The sequence below is a fragment of the uncultured Dysosmobacter sp. genome, assembly GCF_947631165.1.
In the GTDB taxonomy this organism is placed as follows: domain Bacteria; phylum Bacillota; class Clostridia; order Oscillospirales; family Oscillospiraceae; genus Oscillibacter.
In genome coordinates, this window is the sequence record NZ_CANRKH010000011.1 from 1 (window position 1) to 17,145 (window position 17,145).

The 17,145-nt window shown below is 60.7% G+C and carries 15 protein-coding genes; 11 read left to right on the forward strand and 4 right to left on the reverse strand.

The genetic code is table 11. The features are described 5' to 3' along the window. Positions 1-329 precede the first annotated feature (329 nt). The gene (locus tag Q0Z69_RS07010) at positions 330-1,466 is read right to left on the reverse strand and encodes an aldo/keto reductase (protein WP_298031319.1); all 1,137 of its coding nucleotides are present in this window, start codon (positions 1,464-1,466) and stop codon (positions 330-332) included. Positions 1,467-1,629: 163 nt separating this feature from the next. Between Q0Z69_RS07010 and Q0Z69_RS07015 the strand changes: the two genes are divergently transcribed. Then, positions 1,630-2,823, forward strand: coding sequence for a Xaa-Pro peptidase family protein (locus tag Q0Z69_RS07015; protein ID WP_298031321.1), 1,194 nt, complete (start codon positions 1,630-1,632; stop codon positions 2,821-2,823). Positions 2,824-3,023: 200 nt separating this feature from the next. Here the strand turns inward: Q0Z69_RS07015 and Q0Z69_RS07020 are convergent, their stop codons facing one another. The 3 genes from Q0Z69_RS07020 to Q0Z69_RS07030 all read right to left on the reverse strand — a co-directional run bounded on the left by Q0Z69_RS07020 (position 3,024) and on the right by Q0Z69_RS07030 (position 5,716). Beyond that, the gene (locus tag Q0Z69_RS07020; protein ID WP_298031323.1) at positions 3,024-3,605 is read right to left on the reverse strand and encodes a LysE family transporter; all 582 of its coding nucleotides are present in this window, start codon (positions 3,603-3,605) and stop codon (positions 3,024-3,026) included. A 70-nt stretch (positions 3,606-3,675) separates the two neighbouring features. Next, positions 3,676-5,349 (reverse strand): DAK2 domain-containing protein, encoded by a 1,674-nt coding sequence (locus Q0Z69_RS07025; protein ID WP_298031325.1) that lies wholly within the window; start codon positions 5,347-5,349, stop codon positions 3,676-3,678. A 16-nt stretch (positions 5,350-5,365) separates the two neighbouring features. Further along, positions 5,366-5,716 (reverse strand): Asp23/Gls24 family envelope stress response protein, encoded by a 351-nt coding sequence (locus Q0Z69_RS07030; protein ID WP_298031327.1) that lies wholly within the window; start codon positions 5,714-5,716, stop codon positions 5,366-5,368. 620 nt (positions 5,717-6,336) lie between these two features. Between Q0Z69_RS07030 and rsmD the strand changes: the two genes are divergently transcribed. The 10 genes from rsmD (at position 6,337) to ftsW (ending at position 17,072) form a co-directional block, all read left to right on the forward strand. Continuing rightward, on the forward strand, positions 6,337-6,894 hold the full coding sequence (rsmD, locus tag Q0Z69_RS07035; RefSeq protein WP_298031328.1) for a 16S rRNA (guanine(966)-N(2))-methyltransferase RsmD: 558 nt from the start codon (positions 6,337-6,339) through the stop codon (positions 6,892-6,894). 12 nt (positions 6,895-6,906) lie between these two features. Then, positions 6,907-7,398, forward strand: a complete 492-nt coding sequence (gene coaD, locus Q0Z69_RS07040) for a pantetheine-phosphate adenylyltransferase (protein ID WP_298031331.1) — start codon at positions 6,907-6,909, stop codon at positions 7,396-7,398. A gap of 5 nt (positions 7,399-7,403) precedes the next feature. Beyond that, the gene (locus Q0Z69_RS07045; protein WP_298031333.1) at positions 7,404-7,931 is read left to right on the forward strand and encodes a hypothetical protein; all 528 of its coding nucleotides are present in this window, start codon (positions 7,404-7,406) and stop codon (positions 7,929-7,931) included. Between the two features lie 379 nt (positions 7,932-8,310). Continuing rightward, positions 8,311-8,754 (forward strand): division/cell wall cluster transcriptional repressor MraZ, encoded by a 444-nt coding sequence (mraZ, locus tag Q0Z69_RS07050; protein ID WP_298031335.1) that lies wholly within the window; start codon positions 8,311-8,313, stop codon positions 8,752-8,754. Between the two features lie 6 nt (positions 8,755-8,760). Then, on the forward strand, positions 8,761-9,708 hold the full coding sequence (gene rsmH / locus Q0Z69_RS07055) for a 16S rRNA (cytosine(1402)-N(4))-methyltransferase RsmH (RefSeq protein ID WP_298031337.1): 948 nt from the start codon (positions 8,761-8,763) through the stop codon (positions 9,706-9,708). Between the two features lie 54 nt (positions 9,709-9,762). Then, a complete protein-coding gene (locus Q0Z69_RS07060; RefSeq protein ID WP_298031340.1) occupies positions 9,763-10,317 on the forward strand; it encodes a hypothetical protein in 555 nt (184 codons plus the stop codon). Between the two features lie 267 nt (positions 10,318-10,584). Then, positions 10,585-13,002 carry a penicillin-binding transpeptidase domain-containing protein gene (locus tag Q0Z69_RS07065; RefSeq protein ID WP_298031343.1) on the forward strand — a complete coding sequence of 806 codons (2,418 nt, stop codon included), beginning with the start codon at positions 10,585-10,587 and terminating at the stop codon, positions 13,000-13,002. Positions 13,003-13,196: 194 nt separating this feature from the next. Continuing rightward, a complete protein-coding gene (locus Q0Z69_RS07070; protein WP_298031345.1) occupies positions 13,197-14,693 on the forward strand; it encodes a UDP-N-acetylmuramoyl-L-alanyl-D-glutamate--2,6-diaminopimelate ligase in 1,497 nt (498 codons plus the stop codon). A gap of 67 nt (positions 14,694-14,760) precedes the next feature. Then, complete coding sequence (gene mraY, locus Q0Z69_RS07075) at positions 14,761-15,753, forward strand: phospho-N-acetylmuramoyl-pentapeptide-transferase (RefSeq protein WP_298031347.1); 993 nt, start codon at positions 14,761-14,763, stop codon at positions 15,751-15,753. A gap of 35 nt (positions 15,754-15,788) precedes the next feature. Beyond that, positions 15,789-17,072, forward strand: a complete 1,284-nt coding sequence (gene ftsW, locus Q0Z69_RS07080) for a putative lipid II flippase FtsW (protein ID WP_298031350.1) — start codon at positions 15,789-15,791, stop codon at positions 17,070-17,072. Positions 17,073-17,145 lie beyond the last annotated feature (73 nt).

Sequence of the window (17,145 nt, forward strand, 5' to 3'; positions counted from 1 at the left end):
ATGCCTCATGTGGGCGCCGGCACCAAGGAGGCTCAGAAGCGCATCGGCGCCGAGCTGGTGGATATCGTGGAGCATTTTTGACAGACCGCTGATCTGTTAAGATGCACTTAAAAGTTCAGAGGAAATACCTAGAAAGGCATTTCCTCTGAACTTGGAATTATTTTATAGTCAATGAATTTGAAAATCGCAAGCGATTTTTCAAACGGGCTACGCCCGCTGCGCACAAAGTGCACTATGAAATCCAAATCATGGCGGCGTACCGCAGCCTGTCACAGCGCATCTGCGCTGTGACACTTGAAAAGTGGTTTACCACTTTTCAAGTGATTTGATTATAACAGCTCTGCTGCCTTAGCCATCCGGCTCACCACCGGAACGCCAAAGGGACAGCGGGACTCACAGCCGCCGCAGGCCATGCAGTCGCCGGCGTTGGCGCTCAAGGCGTTGTAATGCGCCCGGATGGTGGCGGGGATCTCGGGCTGCATGACGGCCAGATCGTACAGCTTGTTCACCATGGCGACATCAATACCGACCGGGCAGGGAGCGCAGTGGCCGCAATAGGTGCATTGACCGAAATAAGCGTTGCGGGGCGCGGACGCCAGAACAGTCGCGTAGTCTTTCTCATCTGGGGAGGCAGTCTCATAAGCCACGGCAGCATCCACGTGTTCCGGTGTGTCATAGCCCACCATCACACTGGCGACAGCTGGACGGGTCAAGGCATAGTGCAGGCATTGCACAGGGGTCAAGGCCACGCCGAAAGGAGAGGTGGAGGCGGAGAACAACCGGCCGCCGGCATATCCCTTCATCACGGTGATGCCTACGTTTTCCTGCTCGCAGATGCGGTACAGCTCCGCCCGTTCCGGCGCGATATTGCCCAGAGAGGGATCATACTGCTGGTAATAAGTCTGTATATCCTCCGAAGCCGGCAGCATGTCGAAAGCGGGATTGACGCTGAACAGGATCATCTCGATCTTGCCGCTGCGGGCAGCCAGTGTGGCCACATTTGGATTGTGAGTGCTCAGGCCAATGTGGCGGATGGCGCCTGCCTCCAGAAGCTGTCGGGCATATTGAAAGAACTCGCCCTCCATGATCCGGTGGAACTCCGCGATCTCATCCACAAAGTGGATCATGCCCAGATCGATGTAATCTGTCTGCAGCCGGGCCAGCAGATCGGCGAAGGCCTCCTTGACTTTGGGCATATCCCTGGTGCGGACATACTGGCCGTTTTGCCAGGTAGACCCCAGGTGGCCCTGGATGTACCAGCGTTCCCGGCGGCCCTTCAGGGCAGCGCCGATGTTGGAGCGGACGTTTGGCTCCGCCATCCAGCAGTCCAGAATATTGATCCCGGCGGCCTCGCAGCGGTCCACCACGGCCTGGATCTCCTGTGCATTGTGGCGTTCCAGCCATTCGCCGCCCAAACCGATCTCACTGACAAGAAGGCCGGTCTTTCCTAATTTCCTGTATTTCATTTCTGCACCTCATTTTTCTAAAGGCATATTGCGGGATATTTGGCATAAAGCCCAGCGTGTCTTATTGTACCGGGAAGACAGGGAAATGTCCATACATAAAAACACAGATAAGAACATAAATCCATGGCCGGGAGAAAAAACCGGCGGAAAGGAAGAACAAATCATGGAACTGAAAGAATATCGCATCGAACGGCTGAAAGCTGCTGCCGCGGCTGCCGGCGCGGACATGATCGTGGCGACTCTGCCGGCTAACCTGAACTATATCACAACGGGATATGTCTGCATCAATCAGGATGTTTTGACCCGTGCGGAATGCGCCATTGGCTATATCCCGGCGCAGGACAAATATGTGTACATTGTTGGCTATGCGGATCTTCCCACTGTGTTGGAGTTCGCCGGCAATGATGCGGAGGTCTATTTTGCTGGCGGCGGCTTCTTCTTTGAAAAGGGCGCTGAAAACGATGAATTCGTAGACAAGATCATGGCCTATAAGGAAAAGGCCTATCCTACTACCGCAGACGCCTGGAACGCCGCCGTCCGTAGCAATCTGCCGGAGGGATCCACCATCGCCATTGATGAGAGCCGTATTTTTGCCAGCCAGTTAAAGGCTGTAGAGGCCAAGCTGTCCGGTTATCAGGTCATCAATGCCACGGATCTGTTCATGGAGGCCCGCCTGATCAAGCATCCCGAGGAAGTGGCCGGTGTGGAGGCTTCCGCCCGCTGTGCAGCTGACTCTTTGATGGCTGCGCTGGCTCAGTTTGAGCCTGGCATGACGGAGTACCGCATTGGCGAGCTGTACAGCATCGAATTGGCCAAGCGGGGCGCCAAGCCCTATTTTTGCACGGTGACGTCTCAGCTTCGTGCTGCGTTCTCCGATACGACCAACGACCGTGTCCGCCCCATTGTCAAGGGTGACATGATCCGCTTTGACTTTGGCTGCATCCTGAACGGCTATTGCTCTGATCTGGGCCGCTTCGCTGTGGTGGGCGAGCCGACGGATAAAATGCGGCAGTACTACACGGCTATCTGCGCCGGTCTGGACGCGGCTGTCGCCATCGCAAAGCCCGGCGTCACGGCAGGCGAGCTGTTCGACGCCGCCATGGATGCGGTCCGTAAGAACGGCCTGCCGCATTATCGCCGTCATCACACGGGACATGGTATTGGCCTGGAGTGCTATGACAATCCCACCATTGCCCACGGCAATCCCATGCCCATTGTTGAAAATATGACCTTCAATCTGGAGACGCCCTACTATGAGTTGGGCTGGGGCGGCATGATGATCGAGGATACCTTTGCCATGACAGCCAACGGCGCCCGGATGCTGGACCATACGACCCGGGATATGATCCTGCTGTAATACGATTTCCTGACAAAAAATCAGAAGATCGTTTTATCAGGGATTCGTATATTGCCTCCGGCGAGTTTATACTCGCCGGGGGCTTTTCCCTTTTGACGGCAGATCAAAGCCAACGGGCAGAAGCCTCTGGCGGCCGTTTTTTTTGAAAACACACTGCATGCAGGGAGATCAGGCGGGAAAAGCGGGGCTGCCGGGTATTTTTACAGAAACAGCCGCACCGCGCACCAGACCATCAGCAGGGCCATGACCTTGTTGACGATGGCGGCATGCCGGGAGAACAGGACCCGCAGAAGCGAGCCGAACCCCGCCCAGCACAGGTTCAGGCAGAATCCCAGGAAAGCCAGCAGCAGGGCGAAGAGCAGTAAATGCACCGGCTGCCCCTGGTACAGCGGCAGCACGAAGCTCTGCATGGACACGATGCAGTAGATGTAGATCTTGGGATTGACGAACTGGAGAAAAAACCCGTCCCGAAAGCCGGACCGGGCGGCGGTGTTGTCGCCAATAGCGCCCGCCCGCCAGGTTTTCCAGGCCAGGTATAGGATGTAGCAGGCCCCCAGCACCAGCATGGGCGTCCGAATGGCGGGGATCAGGGCCTCCAGCGTGCTGCACAGCAGGGTGCAGGCCACGGAGACAATGGAAAATCCCGCCCAGATGCCGAAGGTATAGGGCAGTGTCCGCCAAAAGCCCAGACGGCTGCCGTTGGACAGGGAGGACAGGGTGTTGGGCCCCGGTGTCCCGGCGGTGACCAGGACATAAAGAAAAAATCGTGCCCAGGGAAACATGGATTACCTCCTGAATTGTGATATGAAACCCGCCTGGACATCCATTCAGGCGGGTTTCATAAGCAAGTGCTTATTCCATAGAGACGATATAGTAGTAAACGGGCTGTCCGCCGGAGAGGACCGCGATCTCCGCGTCGGGGCAGGCGGCCTTAAAAAGCTGCCCGGCCTTTTGAGCGTCGGACTCGGACACGTCCTCGCCGAAATACAGGGAGATGAAGCTGGCCTCCCGCTCCACAGCGTCCGCCGCCAGCTTGTGCAGCAGAGCGTCCAGGTCGCTGTCGGTGCCGAAGAGCTTGCCCTCCTCCAGGGCCAGATAATCGCCCGCCTTGATGTCGAAGCCGTCAAAGTCGGAATCCCGGGCGGCGTAGGTGATCTGGGCGGTGGTGACGGTGGAGAGGCTCTCCGTCATGGCGTCGGTGATGGTCTGGGCGTCCGGAGCCTCAAAGTCCACGTTCATCATGGCGGTGATGCCCTGGGGCACTGTCTTGGTGGGGATGACCACCACGTTTTTCTCCGTCAGCACGCCGCACTGCTGGGCGGCCATGATGATATTGCCGTTGTTGGGCAGGATGAACACGGTCTCGGCGGGGATCTTCTCGACCCCTGCCAGAATGCTCTCCGTGGAGGGATTCATGGTCTGTCCGCCGGATACCACGCCGTCGGCCCCCAGATCCTTAAAGACCGCCGCCAGGCCGTCGCCGGCGCAGACCGCCAGGAAGCCATAGGGCTTCTCCGGCGCGGCGGGGGCCTCGCCCCGTTCCAGCTCTTCCTCGACAGCGTCCAGGTCGTCAGTGCTCTGCGCCTGCCGGCCGGCGGCCAGATCCTCCGCCTGGGTGCGCATGTTCTCGATCTTGGCCAGCTCCAGCGTACCGTATTTCTGGGCCTCCATCAGAGCTGCGCCGGGGATATCGGTATGGACGTGGACCTTGAATGCCTCGTCGTCCTCGCCGATGACCAGGCTGTCACCGATGCTGTTCAGGTATTCCCGGAAAGGCTCCAGGGGCTTATCCACCGTCTTGCGGACGATGAACACCGTGTCGAAGGTGAAAGTGATGTCCTCCAGGCCCAGGGCGGCGAAGTCCGCCTTTTCCTGAACGGATTCCTCCTCGGCTGGCTCCGGCAGAGGTTCGCCCCGCAGAGCGGCCAGCATCCCCTCCAGGATCAGCAGGTAGCCCTTGCCGCCGGCGTCCACCACGCCGGCCTTTTTCAGCACCGGATTCATGTCGGTGGTCTGAGCCAGGGTTTCGTAGCCCTCCTTCAAAGCCGCCTCCAGCACCGTCTCCAGGTCTTTGACGCCTTGAGCGGCGGTCTCGGCGGCCCGCTTGGCCGCCAGCCGGGAAACGGTGAGCACCGTACCTTCGGCAGGCTTCATCACCGCCTTATAGGCGGCGGACACGCCCTCCTGCATGGCGGCGGCAAAGGCGGCGGCGTCGGCGGTCTCTCTGCCTTTCAGACCCTTGGAGATGCCCCGGAACAGCAGGGACAGGATGACGCCGGAATTGCCCCGGGCGCCCCGCAGCAGGGCGGAGGCGGTGACGTCGGCTGCCTTGGACAGCGTGGGAGGCTCGGCCTTCCGCAGCTCCGCCACAGCAGCGCCGATGGTCATGGACATATTGGTGCCGGTGTCTCCGTCAGGCACGGGGAACACGTTCAAATCGTTGATGCCCTGCTTCTGGGCGGTGATAACGGCGGCGCCGTGGAGCACCATCTGCTTGAACAGGGCGCCGGTGATCAGTTCGTTCATCTGACTGCTACCTCCCTCACAGGGTCATGGAATCGACGCACACGTCCACAGCGCGGACGGCGACGCCGGTGTTTTTGGTCACCACATAGCGGACCTCGTTCATGATGGACCGGCACACTGCGGGGAGGTTGACGCCGTTCTCCACGATGATGTGCAGCTCGATGGAGACGGAGTTATCGTCGTGATAGGTGACGCTGACGCCCTTGCTCATGGCCTCCCGCCGCAGCAGGTGGACCAGGCCGTCGGTCATAGAGCGGTAGGCCATGCCCTTGACGCCGAAGCAGTTGGTGGCGGCCATGCCGGTGATGTTGGAGAACACGGCGCCGCTGACGGAGATCTCGCCTAGTTCAGATGTGAAATGGATCATGAGAACATCCTTTCCTTCCCGGTCATTCTGAAGCAGGCGGCGGAGCCGCCTTTTCTGACGCGCAGTTTTTGAGGACTTTATTATATACGATTCTTTCGCAAAGTACAAGTAGAAAAAGTCCGTCTCCCGTTTGAAATGCTCGCCGCAGGGTCAGATCTCCGGCGAGCTGCTGAAACGGTTTGCCGATGCGCGGCCTCATGCGGCGTCCGGCGGCCCCGGTTCATGTCAAGCCCTGCGGAGGCGCTCCCGCGTCGTAAGACGGCATACATAGACAGCTGCTATCCTGCTAAAATAAAGGGAAATATATGGAAAACCGCTCGGAAACATGATATACTCGACCCAAGCAGCCGAGCGATAAAGGCGGATTTAATCGGGAGAAAACACGAGGGCCCAAATCATAAAAAACGATTCACTTCCAGTTTCCCGGAGAGACAGCAGACCTTACCGCGGATCACGGCGGGATCGCCCGAAAGCGGCTCCGGGGAGGCGGACGGGCGGCCCCGGTGCCGAAATCGGCAAAAAAGCTGGAAAAAGGCGGCGGCATCCTATTGAAATCAGCGGCGGGATGTCCTAAAATAATAAACTGAGAAACCGCCGGAGAGGGCGGAGGAGGATGGACCATGCGTGTCATCACAGGCTCCGCCCGGGGCCGCCGACTGAAAGAGCTGGAGGGGATGGAGACCCGCCCCACCACCGACCGGGTGAAGGAGGGCCTGTTCAGCGCCCTGCAATTCGACATCGAGGGCCGCCGGGTCCTGGATCTGTTTGCCGGCACCGGCCAGCTGGGCATCGAGTGTCTCAGCCGTGGGGCCGCCTCCGCCGTGTTCGTGGACCGGCGGGCCGACGCGGTGAAGCTCATCCGTGAGAACCTGCGGATCACGGACCTTCAGGACAAGGCCCAGGTGGTGGCGGGGGATTCGGTGGAGTATCTGAAGTCCGTCCGCCAGCCTTTTGACATCATCCTGCTGGACCCGCCCTATCAGGCGGGCCTGCTGGAGCCGGTGATCGCCCATATCATCACATTTGACATTCTGTCGCCGCATGGTATAATTGTGGCGGAGCATCCGGCGGGCATGTCCCTGCCAGGGGTCAGCGCCCCATACCGGCTCCACAAGAACTACCGCTATGGCAAGATCGGTCTGACCATCTTCCGCCGGGGCGGAGACCAAGAGAACTGAGGGAACGGCCCTATGAAAACAGCCATCTGCTCCGGCAGCTTCGATCCGATAACCCTGGGCCACCTGGACGTGATCCGGCGGGCTGCCGCGTGTTTCGACCAGGTGTGGGTGTGCGTCAGCCCCAATGCGGAAAAGAAGAATCCCATGTTTAGCCCGGAGGAAAAACTCCTGCTGGTAAAAGCCGCCGTGGCGGACCTGCCCCATGTGGAGGCGGAGCTGTGGCCCGGCCTGCTGGCGGATTACGCCGTGGCCCACGGGGCCTGCGCCATCGTCCGGGGCGTCCGCAACGCCACGGATTTTGATGTGGAATATCAAATGGCCCTGATCAACCGGGGCCTGCATCCGGAACTGGAGACGCTGCTGTTGCCTGCCAGCGCGGCGTATCAGCATTTCAGCTCCTCCATGGTGCGGGAGATGATCCGCTACAACCAGCCGCTGGAGCAGTATATGCCGCCGTCCATTATCCCCCTGGTGCGGGACATGATGAAGAAAAAGGAAGGATAATACTTATGGCCAACGATGTCAACCGCCTGATCGACATGCTGTATGAAAAGATCGAGGACGCTAAATCCCCCGCTTTAAAGCCCACGATGTGCGTGGTGGACCGGGATGAGCTGCTGGACCTGCTGGACGAGCTGCGGGCACAGCTGCCGGTGGAGATCAAGCGCGCCCAGGAACTGCTGGCCGCCAGGGAGAAATTCGTGGAGGAGGCCAAGCGGGATGTGGAGCGCATGATGCGCCAGGCGGAGCTGGAGGCCAAGACCAAGGTCTCTGACAGCGAGGTGCTCTACGCCGCTAGGGAGAAGTCCCGCCAGATGGTCGCCCAGGCGGAGGAGCGTTCCCGCAAGCTGTACCAGGTGGCCAACGAATATGCCGAGGACGTCCTCTCCCGGACCGAGGAGGCCGTGCAGGCCGCACTGGACGAGGTGCGGGAATCCCGTGTGAATTTCCGCAGCGCCTCCGCCGCCAAAATGCAGGCGCAGCGGGACGAGCTGGACGGCAAAAACGACCCCCAAGCGGGCCAGGAGACCGGCTGACGCCACAGGTAGACCATAATTCAAAAAATTTTGTAAAAATCGACGAAAAAATCGGTGAAACTTTTCTACGCACTTCAAGATTTTGTAGTTGAGTTTTTCACAAAACGCCTCCGGCACAAGATGTTGTGCCGGAGGCGTTTTCCAATTTTACGTCAACCAGCGAAAAAACATCGAACGTTCGTTTCATTTTCCTGATTTTTTATGAAAAAACGAATAAAAATGAATTTTTTGCCAGTTTCACGTCGGAAAAAAATACTTGCATTTCCTGGAATATTTGCTTATACTCAAAATACATGGTGGGGAAAAGTGGGGCCAACTAACTGCTAAGTGTTAAATTATCCCTAAAATTCCTCAAAAATCCGGGGAAGGTGGCGGCACTATGGCGGGTTTGCTGGGAAAATCCAATAACAGCATCGACGCCAAGGGCCGTTTGGTGATTCCCTCCACCATGCGGGACGCGTTGGGAGACACTTTTTTTATCACCATCGGTGCGGAGCACTGCCTGACCATCTACCCTCAGGCCAAATGGGAGCGGATGGGAGAGGACATGGACGCCCTGTCCTATACTGAGGCCCGAGCGCTGACACTGCTGTATGCCAACGCCGTCCAGTGTGAGCCGGATGGCCAGGGCCGGGTCCTGATCCCTGCCAGCCTCCGGGCCTATGCGGGATTGAAAAAGACGGCCACCGTGGTGGGGATGAACTCCTTCGCGGAGATCTGGGACCAAAAGACCTGGGCGGAGCGGGAGCAGCAGATGCTGGAGGCCGACGACATGGCCGCCGCCATGGACGCATTGGCCCGTGTCCGCCGGAACCGGGGGTAAGGCTCCATGGAATATACCCACAAGCCGGTTCTGCTGGACGAGTGCGTCGACGCGCTGCACATCCGCCCTGACGGAGTCTATGTGGACGGGACCCTGGGCCGCGCGGGACACAGCCGGGAGATCGCCAAACGATTGACCACCGGCCGTCTGATCTGCATCGACCGGGACATGGCCGCTATCGACGCGGCCAAGGAGCGGCTGGCCCCCTGGATGGACCGGGTGACGCTGGTGCACAGCAACTTTTCTGAATTGGGACAGGTCCTGCGGGCCGCCGGGGTCACCGGCGCTGACGGGATGCTGTTTGACCTGGGCGTGTCCTCTCCCCAGCTGGACGACGCCTCCCGGGGCTTTTCCTATATGCAGGACGCCCCGCTGGATATGCGGATGGACACCTCTGCCCCCCTCACTGCCCATGAGGTGGTGAACGGCTGGAGCTGTGAGGAGCTGCGCCGCATCCTGTTTGAATACGGCGAGGAGCGCTATGCGCCCGCCATTGCCAAAGCCATCGTCCGGGCGCGGGAGACTGCGCCTGTGGCCACCACGCTGGAGCTGGTGGCGATCATCAAAAGCGCTATGCCTCCGGCGGCCCTGCGGGAGAAACAGCACCCTGCCAAGCGCAGCTTTCAGGCCATCCGCATCGCTGTCAACGGCGAGCTGGACGCCCTGCCGCCTATGCTGACGGCGGCGGTGGAGGGACTGGCCCCCGGCGGGCGGCTGGCGGTCATCACATTCCATTCGCTGGAGGATCGCGTGGTCAAGCGCCGCATGGCGGAGCTGGCCAGGGGCTGCACTTGCCCGCCGGAGTTTCCGGTGTGCGTGTGCGGCAATAAGCCGAAGATCAAGGTGCTGACCCGCAAGCCCATCGTCTCCGGCGGGGCGGAGCTGGCGGAGAACCCCCGCGCGCGCAGCGCAAAATTACGCGTGGCGGAGAAATGCGATCCATTGGATATTTGATATGGGGGACAAGCCCCCTGTTTGTAAAGATCTGGAGGAAGGGAGGAGTTCACTGTGGCATCCACAGCGCGGGAACTGCGCTATCAGAGCCGGTCCGCTGTCAACGGCAGCCTGGCCTATGATCTGGATTACGCGGTCCGGGAACGGGAACTGCGCCACGCCGGCGAACTCCCCCGCCGCCAAGAGCAGGAGAAGGCGAAGGTCCGCAGCATTCCCAAGGTCCAGCTGCGGGAGCGGCAGCGGGTGTCCGTCCTCTCTGTACTGGGCACTGCGGCCATCATGGGGCTGGCAGTCCTGGTGCTGATGAGCTACATCCAGCTGACGGTCCTCTCCGCCGAGACAGTGGAGCTGAAAAGCCAGCTGAGCACTCTGGAGACGGAGAACGTGACCCTCACCGCGGAATACGAGCAGATCTTCGATCTGGCCACCGTGAAGGAGGCCGCCGAGGCCGCCGGGATGTCCAAGCCCAGCAGCAGCCAGATCTTTTACATCGACCTGTCCGGCGGGGACAGCGCCGTGGTGTACCGGCAGGAGGACCCCAGCGTGCTGGATCGGGTGTTGACGTCCCTGAACCACGGCGTCTACGCGGTGGTGGAATATTTCGACTGACCGCCGCACTATACTGAAACACAGCGGGGAGTGAGAAGCTAGTTTCTCGCTCCCCGCCGCCTGTCATACTATTTCCTGATCAAAAACATTCAAAAAGTTTTTGATTGCGGCGCACAGGAAAAGTATGGACGTTCATCGCAGGCGGCTTTGCCGCCGGGGCCGCTTGTGCGGCCCCCATAAAACAAGAAAATTGTTTTATGCGTGATTCGTATCAGAGGGGAGCGGTCCCGCTGGTGGGCGGCAAAACGGCTCCAAGGAGGAAAAACCATGGCAAGCAATCGAAAAAGCGAAGCGGCCCGCCGGGCGAATCAGGTCATCCGGACCCGGACGGTGCTGATCATGCTGCTGCTGGGCGTGGGGACCTTCCTGCTCCTGTTCTGGAAGCTGTACGACATCCAGATCAACCAGCACGAGGATATGCAGGAGCGGGCCGTGGGCCAGCAGACCCGCAGCGCGGTGATCTCCGCCTCCCGGGGGACCATCTATGACCGCAGCGGCGTGACCCTGGCCATCTCCGCCTCGGCGGAGACGGTGAATATCTCCCCTCTGGATATCCAGAGATTCGTGGACAGCCAGGAAGATACCATTGCGAAGAAGAAGGAAGCGGCGGCGGAAAAGGGAGAGACCTACACCGCCCCGGAGGTGCGGGATCAGGCCTATATCGCCCGGGGGCTCAGCCGCATTTTGGACGTGGATCAGGGCACCATTGAAAAGTGGATGGAGCAGGTCGACGACCAGTATGTGGAGGTTAAGAAAAAGACAGAACGGGCCGTGGCGGACCAGGTCCGCCAGTTCATCAACGGCCAGATCGACGACGAGGGGAACGCGGTGCCGGAGAACCAGCAGAAGCGGCTCCAGGGCGTCTGGCTCCAGCCGGATTCCAAGCGCTATTATCCATACAGCAGCCTGGCGGCCAACGTCATCGGCTTCGTCAACGGCGAGAACCAGGGCGGCGTGGGCCTGGAGGCCAAATACAACGCCGAGTTGGATGGCACCGCCGGCCTGACCGTCACCGCCAAGAACGCTGCCGGTACGGATATGCTGTTCAACTACGAGCAGTATTACGATGCCGAGAACGGCAACAGCCTGATACTGACCATCGATCAGGAGGTCCAGTCCTATCTGGAAAAGGGGCTGGAGAGCATGCTGAAAAAATATGACGCGGCCAACGGCGGCACCGGCATCGTCATGAACGTGAACAACGCGGCCATCGTGGCCATGGCGTCCTATCCAAATTACGACGTGAACGAATACGGCACCATCCTGGACGAGGCGCTCCAGGAAAAGCTGGACGCCGCCCTGGCGGAGCTGGCCAAGGACCGGGGAAAATACGAGACGGAGGAAGCGTACCAGAAGGCCGTCGACAAGGCCATGAGCGACGCGGTGCAGACCCAGTGGCGCAACAAGTGCATCGACTCTACCTATGAGCCTGGCTCCACCTTCAAGCCCATCACCCTGGCGGCGGCGCTGGAGGAGGGCAAGGTGAACATGAACTCTACCTTCAACTGCACCGGCTCCGTCATGGTCCCCGGCTGGAACAAGCCCATCAAGTGCTCCAATAAGTCCGGCCACGGGATGCAGACCTTGGAGGAGGCGGTGGGGCACTCCTGCAACCCCGCTTTTATTTCCATGGGCTTGAAGGTTGGCACAAAGACCTATTATAAATACCTGAAGTCCTTCGGCTTTATGGAAAAAACTGGAGTCGACATGATCGGCGAGGTGCCTGGCATTTTTGCCAGCGAGGAGAGCTTCAATTCCAATGTGGTCTCTTTGGCGTCTTACTCCTTCGGTCAGACCTTCAACATCACGCCTCTGGAGCTGATCCGGGCGCAGGCGGCCTGCATCAACGGCGGCTATCTGTATACGCCTTATGTGGTGGAGCAGGTGCTGGATGACGAGGGCAACATTATTTCCCAGCACGACAGCACCCCTATACGGCAGGTCATCAGTGAAGAGACCTCCGCCAAGGTCCGCCAGTGCCTGGAGTATGTGGTGGCTGAGGGCGGCGGCAAAAACGGACAGGTGGCGGGCTACCGCATCGGCGGCAAGACCGGCACGGCGGATAAGACTGGTACAGGCGACGTTGTGGTCTCCTTTATGTGCTTTGCCCCGGCGGACGATCCCCAGTACATCATGCTGCTGACCATGGATACCCCCAGCCGCAACACCGGCACCGCCGTATTCGGCGGCACTATGGTGGCCCCCGTGGCCAGCCAGATCATGGCGGATATTCTGCCCGCCTTGGGCATCGAGCCGGACTACTCCGCCGAGGAGCTGAAGGGCGCCGACGCGGCGGTCCCCAATGTAGTGGGCAAATCCGCGGCGGACGCCAAGGCCAAGCTGACGGCGGCGGGCTTTGGCTGCCGTACCGTGGGCAATGGGGACACAGTGACCGACCAGACGCCGGCAGGCGGCGCCATCGTGCCCAACAACGCCTCTATCGTGCTCTATCTGGGGGTCGCCAAGAGCGACGCCAAGTGTACCGTGCCCAATGTGATCGGCAAGACCGCCTCGGCGGCCAACACCGCCCTGACCAACGCGGGCCTCATCATGAAAGTCACCGGCACCACCAACAGCAGCTCCGGCAATGTCCACGCTCTCAGCCAGTCCTACCCGGAGGGAACGGAACTGGCGGCGGGGGCGGTGGTCACCGTCCAGTTCGGCGACAGCTCCGTGCTGGACTGAGGACCCCGCGCGCCAGTATGCCGGAGACGGATGTTCAGGTCCGGCGGCAAAAGGCCACGCATCCAGGCCCCGCTGGCGGGACGGCAGATTTTGCATGGTTTTCGGCACCATTCTCCGTATGCTTCCCGGTCCCAGGGGGATATACTGGATGCTGACGGCTTTTGGCCGCCATACCTGTGAAAAGAGGCTGTGACATGAAATTAAAGGAACTTTTGCGGGGCGTTCCCGTTCTCTCCGCCACGGCGGACATGGAGCTGGAAATCCCCGGCGTCAGCTATGACTCCCGCACGATCCGGCCCGGCGAATTGTTCGTGGCTATGACCGGCTTCGCGGCGGACGGCCACGCCTTCATCGGAAAGGCGGCGGAAGCCGGCGCGGCGGCGGTGCTCTGTGAGCAGATACCCCGGGGGGGTATCCATGAAGAGGCCGGCAAGATACCCCCGGGGGGTATCCCCTATGTCCAGGTGGAGAACTCCCGCCGCTGCCTGGCGTTGTTGGGGGCCAATTTCTTCGGCCATCCGGCGGACAGCATGACCATGGTGGGCGTCACCGGCACCAACGGCAAGACCACCACCACCTATCTGCTGAAAGAGGTCCTGGAGCGGACCCGGGGAGCCAAAGTCGGCCTGATCGGCACCAACCAGAACATGATCGGCGATCAGGCCCTGCCCACGGAGCGGACCACGCCGGAATCCTTTGAGCTGCAGCGGCTCTTCGCCCGGATGCGGGACGCGGGCTGCACCCATGTGGTGATGGAGGTGTCTTCCCACGCCCTGGTGCTGGACCGGGTCTACGGCGTGCGCTACGCCGTGGGCATCTTCACCAATCTGACTCAGGACCACCTGGACTTCCACAAGACCATGGAGGCCTATTGCGACGCCAAAGCGCTGCTGTTCCAAAACTGCACTGTCGGCGTGTTCAACGCCGACGATCCCTGGGTCGGGCGGCTGCTGGAGGGCACCGCCTGCCGGAAGCTCTTTTACGCGGAGCGGGAGGCGGCGGATCTGCGGGCAGAGGATATCCGGCTGGCGGCGGACCACGTGGCCTTTACAGCAGCGGCCGGCGCGGAGCGGGTCCCGGTGCGGGTGAACATCCCCGGCGGCTTCATGGTGTACAACACCCTGGATGTGCTGGGGGCGGCCATGGCCCTGGGCGTCTCCCTGGAGGAGAGCGCCGCCGCCCTGGCCCATGTGCCGCATGTGAAGGGACGGGTGGAGGTGGTCCCCACGCCGGGGAAGGACTACACCGTGCTCATCGACTACGCCCATACGCCGGACAGTCTGGAAAACGTGCTGAAGAGCGTGAAGGGCTTTGCCAAGGGCCGCACCGTGGCGCTGTTCGGCTGCGGCGGAGACCGGGACCGGACCAAGCGGCCCAAAATGGGCAGGATCGCGGCGGACTGCGCCGACTTTGTCATCGTGACCACCGACAATCCGCGGACGGAGAAGCCGGGCGACATCATTGCCGACATCCTGCCGGGACTGGCGGGCACCGACACGCCCCATGTGGTGGTGGAGGACCGGACCGAGGCCATCCGCTTCTGTCTGGACCACGCCCTGCCGGGGGACGTCATCGTGCTCTGCGGCAAGGGCCACGAGACCTATCAAGAGATCAATCATGTGAAGCATCACATGGACGAACGGGAGATCGTGGCGGAGCATCTGAACGAGCAAGAGATCAATAGGAGTTAGGAGTTTTCCTCTCTTCATTTACGAAGGAACCGGGGAACCGGCGGGAACAGGAAAGGGAGAAGAGCAAATGGATATTTATTGGCTGTTGGCGCTGGCGGTCAGCTTTGTGCTGACGCTGGCGGTGGGCAGGTCGCTGATCGCCGAGCTGAGGAAGCTGAAGGCGGGACAGGAGATCCGGGAGGACGGCCCCAAGTGGCACGCCGGCAAGGCGGGAACGCCCACTATGGGCGGCATCATGTTCATCCTGGGCACCGGCGTAGCGGTGTTCGTTGTGGGCTGGAACCGGATGCTGACAGGGCAGTTCGCACACCTGTATGTGTACCTCTTCTCCCTGGCGTTCGGCATGATCGGTTTTGTGGATGATTACCGCAAGGTCCGCCAGCACCAGAACGAGGGCCTGACCGCCAAGCAGAAATTTGTCCTGCAGCTGGCGGCGGCGGTGGTGTTCCTGTGCCTGATGCGGTATGAGGGCCTGCTGACCAACGCGCTGTATATCCCCTTTTTCAACACGACCTGGAACGTCAACTGGATCGTCTATCTGATCTTCGCTGCCTTCGTTATCGTGGGCTGCGTCAACGCCGTGAACCTCACCGACGGCATCGACGGCCTGGCGGCCAGCGTGACTCTTGTGGTGATGGCGTTTTTCACCGTGGCGGCGGTGAGCTGGGGCCTGTTCGACCTGGCGCTGTTCCCTGCGGCGCTGGCGGGGGGCCTTGCGGCGTTCTTCGTCTATAACCACCATCCGGCCAAGGTCTTTATGGGCGACACCGGCAGCCTGTTTCTGGGCGGCGCGGTGGCGGCTCTGGGCTTTGCGTTGGATATGCCCCTTATTTTGATCCCCGTGGGCATCATATACATCGCCGAGACCATGTCCGACATTATCCAGGTTGCCTATTTCAAGGCGACCCACGGCAAGCGCTTTTTCAAAATGGCGCCGCTGCACCATCACCTGGAGCTGTCTGGCTGGAGCGAAACCAAGCTGGTGACGGTGTTCTCCGCCATCACGCTGGTGTGCTGCATGCTGGCCTGGATAGGCGTGCAGGGGAGATACGGAGCCTGAGTGGTCCTGAAACGAAGCGGAAAGGAGGGAGCGGGATGTCCCAACGCCGGAGGCCGGAGACATACCAGACGCACCGAAGAGCAGAGCCGCACCGGGGCCCGGAGCCGCAGCGGCGCAGGCCGCTGACCCGGGAAGAGGCCCAGGCGCGGCAGGAGCGCCGCCAGCGGCAGCAGGAGCGGGAGGAGATCAGCCGGGAGCTGGCCAGAGGCCCCATCGACCTGCCCTTTTGCCTGCTGGTGCTGCTGCTGACGGCCATCGGCCTGGTGATGCTGCTGTCCGCCAGCTTTCCCTCCGCCTATTACGAGACGAAAAATCACGACCCCACCTATTACTTTACCCGCCAGAGCGTGTTCGCCGTCATGGGCATTGCCGCCATGTTTTTCGTGGGAAAGATCAACTACCAGCGGTTCCGGGGCGCGGCGAAGCTGCTGCTGTACGTGTCCATCGTGCTGCTGATCCTGGTCATCATTCCCGGCAATCCCCTGGCTGTGACCCAGAACAACGCGACCCGCTGGCTGGGCAAGGCCGGCGTGTTCACCTTCCAGCCGTCGGAGATCGCCAAGGTGGCTATCGTCCTGTATTTTTCCGACAGCATTTCCAAGAAAAAAGATAAGATGCAGACGACCCGCTACGGCGTGGCGCCCTATGTGGTGTGGCTGCTGGTCACCGGCGGCCTGGTAGCTCTGGAGCCCCATCTGTCCGGCGCTATCCTCATCATGGGCGCCGGGGCGGTGCTGATGCTGGTGGGCGGCATCAACTGGCGCTGGGTGTTCATCGCCGCAGGCGGCGCGGCGGGAGCGCTGTATATGATCCTGTTCGTCATCGGCTACAACACCTCACGCATCACCTACTGGCTCCGGCCCTGGGAGGACGCACAGGGCAAGGGATACCAGCTCTGGCAGAGCATGATCACCATTGGATCCGGCGGACTGTGGGGCGTGGGCCTGGGCAAGAGCCGCCAAAAATTTATGTATCTGCCGGAGGAGCACAACGACTTCATCTTTGCTGTGATCTGCGAGGAGCTGGGCCTGATCGGCGCCACAGTCATCATGCTGCTGTTCGCGGCGCTGATCCTGCGGGGCTACTGGATCGCGCTCCACGCCCGGGACCGCTTCGGCAGTCTGATGGTGGTGGGCGTGACCACCCTGATGGCCATGCAGGTCTTTCTGAACATCGGCGTGGTGACGGGCCTGCTGCCCACCACTGGCATCTCCCTGCCATTTTTCAGCTACGGCGGCACGGCGTTGTCCATCCAGCTGGCGGAAATGGGCATCGTGCTGAGCGTGTCGCGGCAGATGCGGCCGGCAAGCGGGAAATAGGGAGCTGCGTTCCGCCTTTCCGGCTTTTCCACTAAGGGGCGCAGAGTACAGGATACTGTGAAATGTGAGGTGA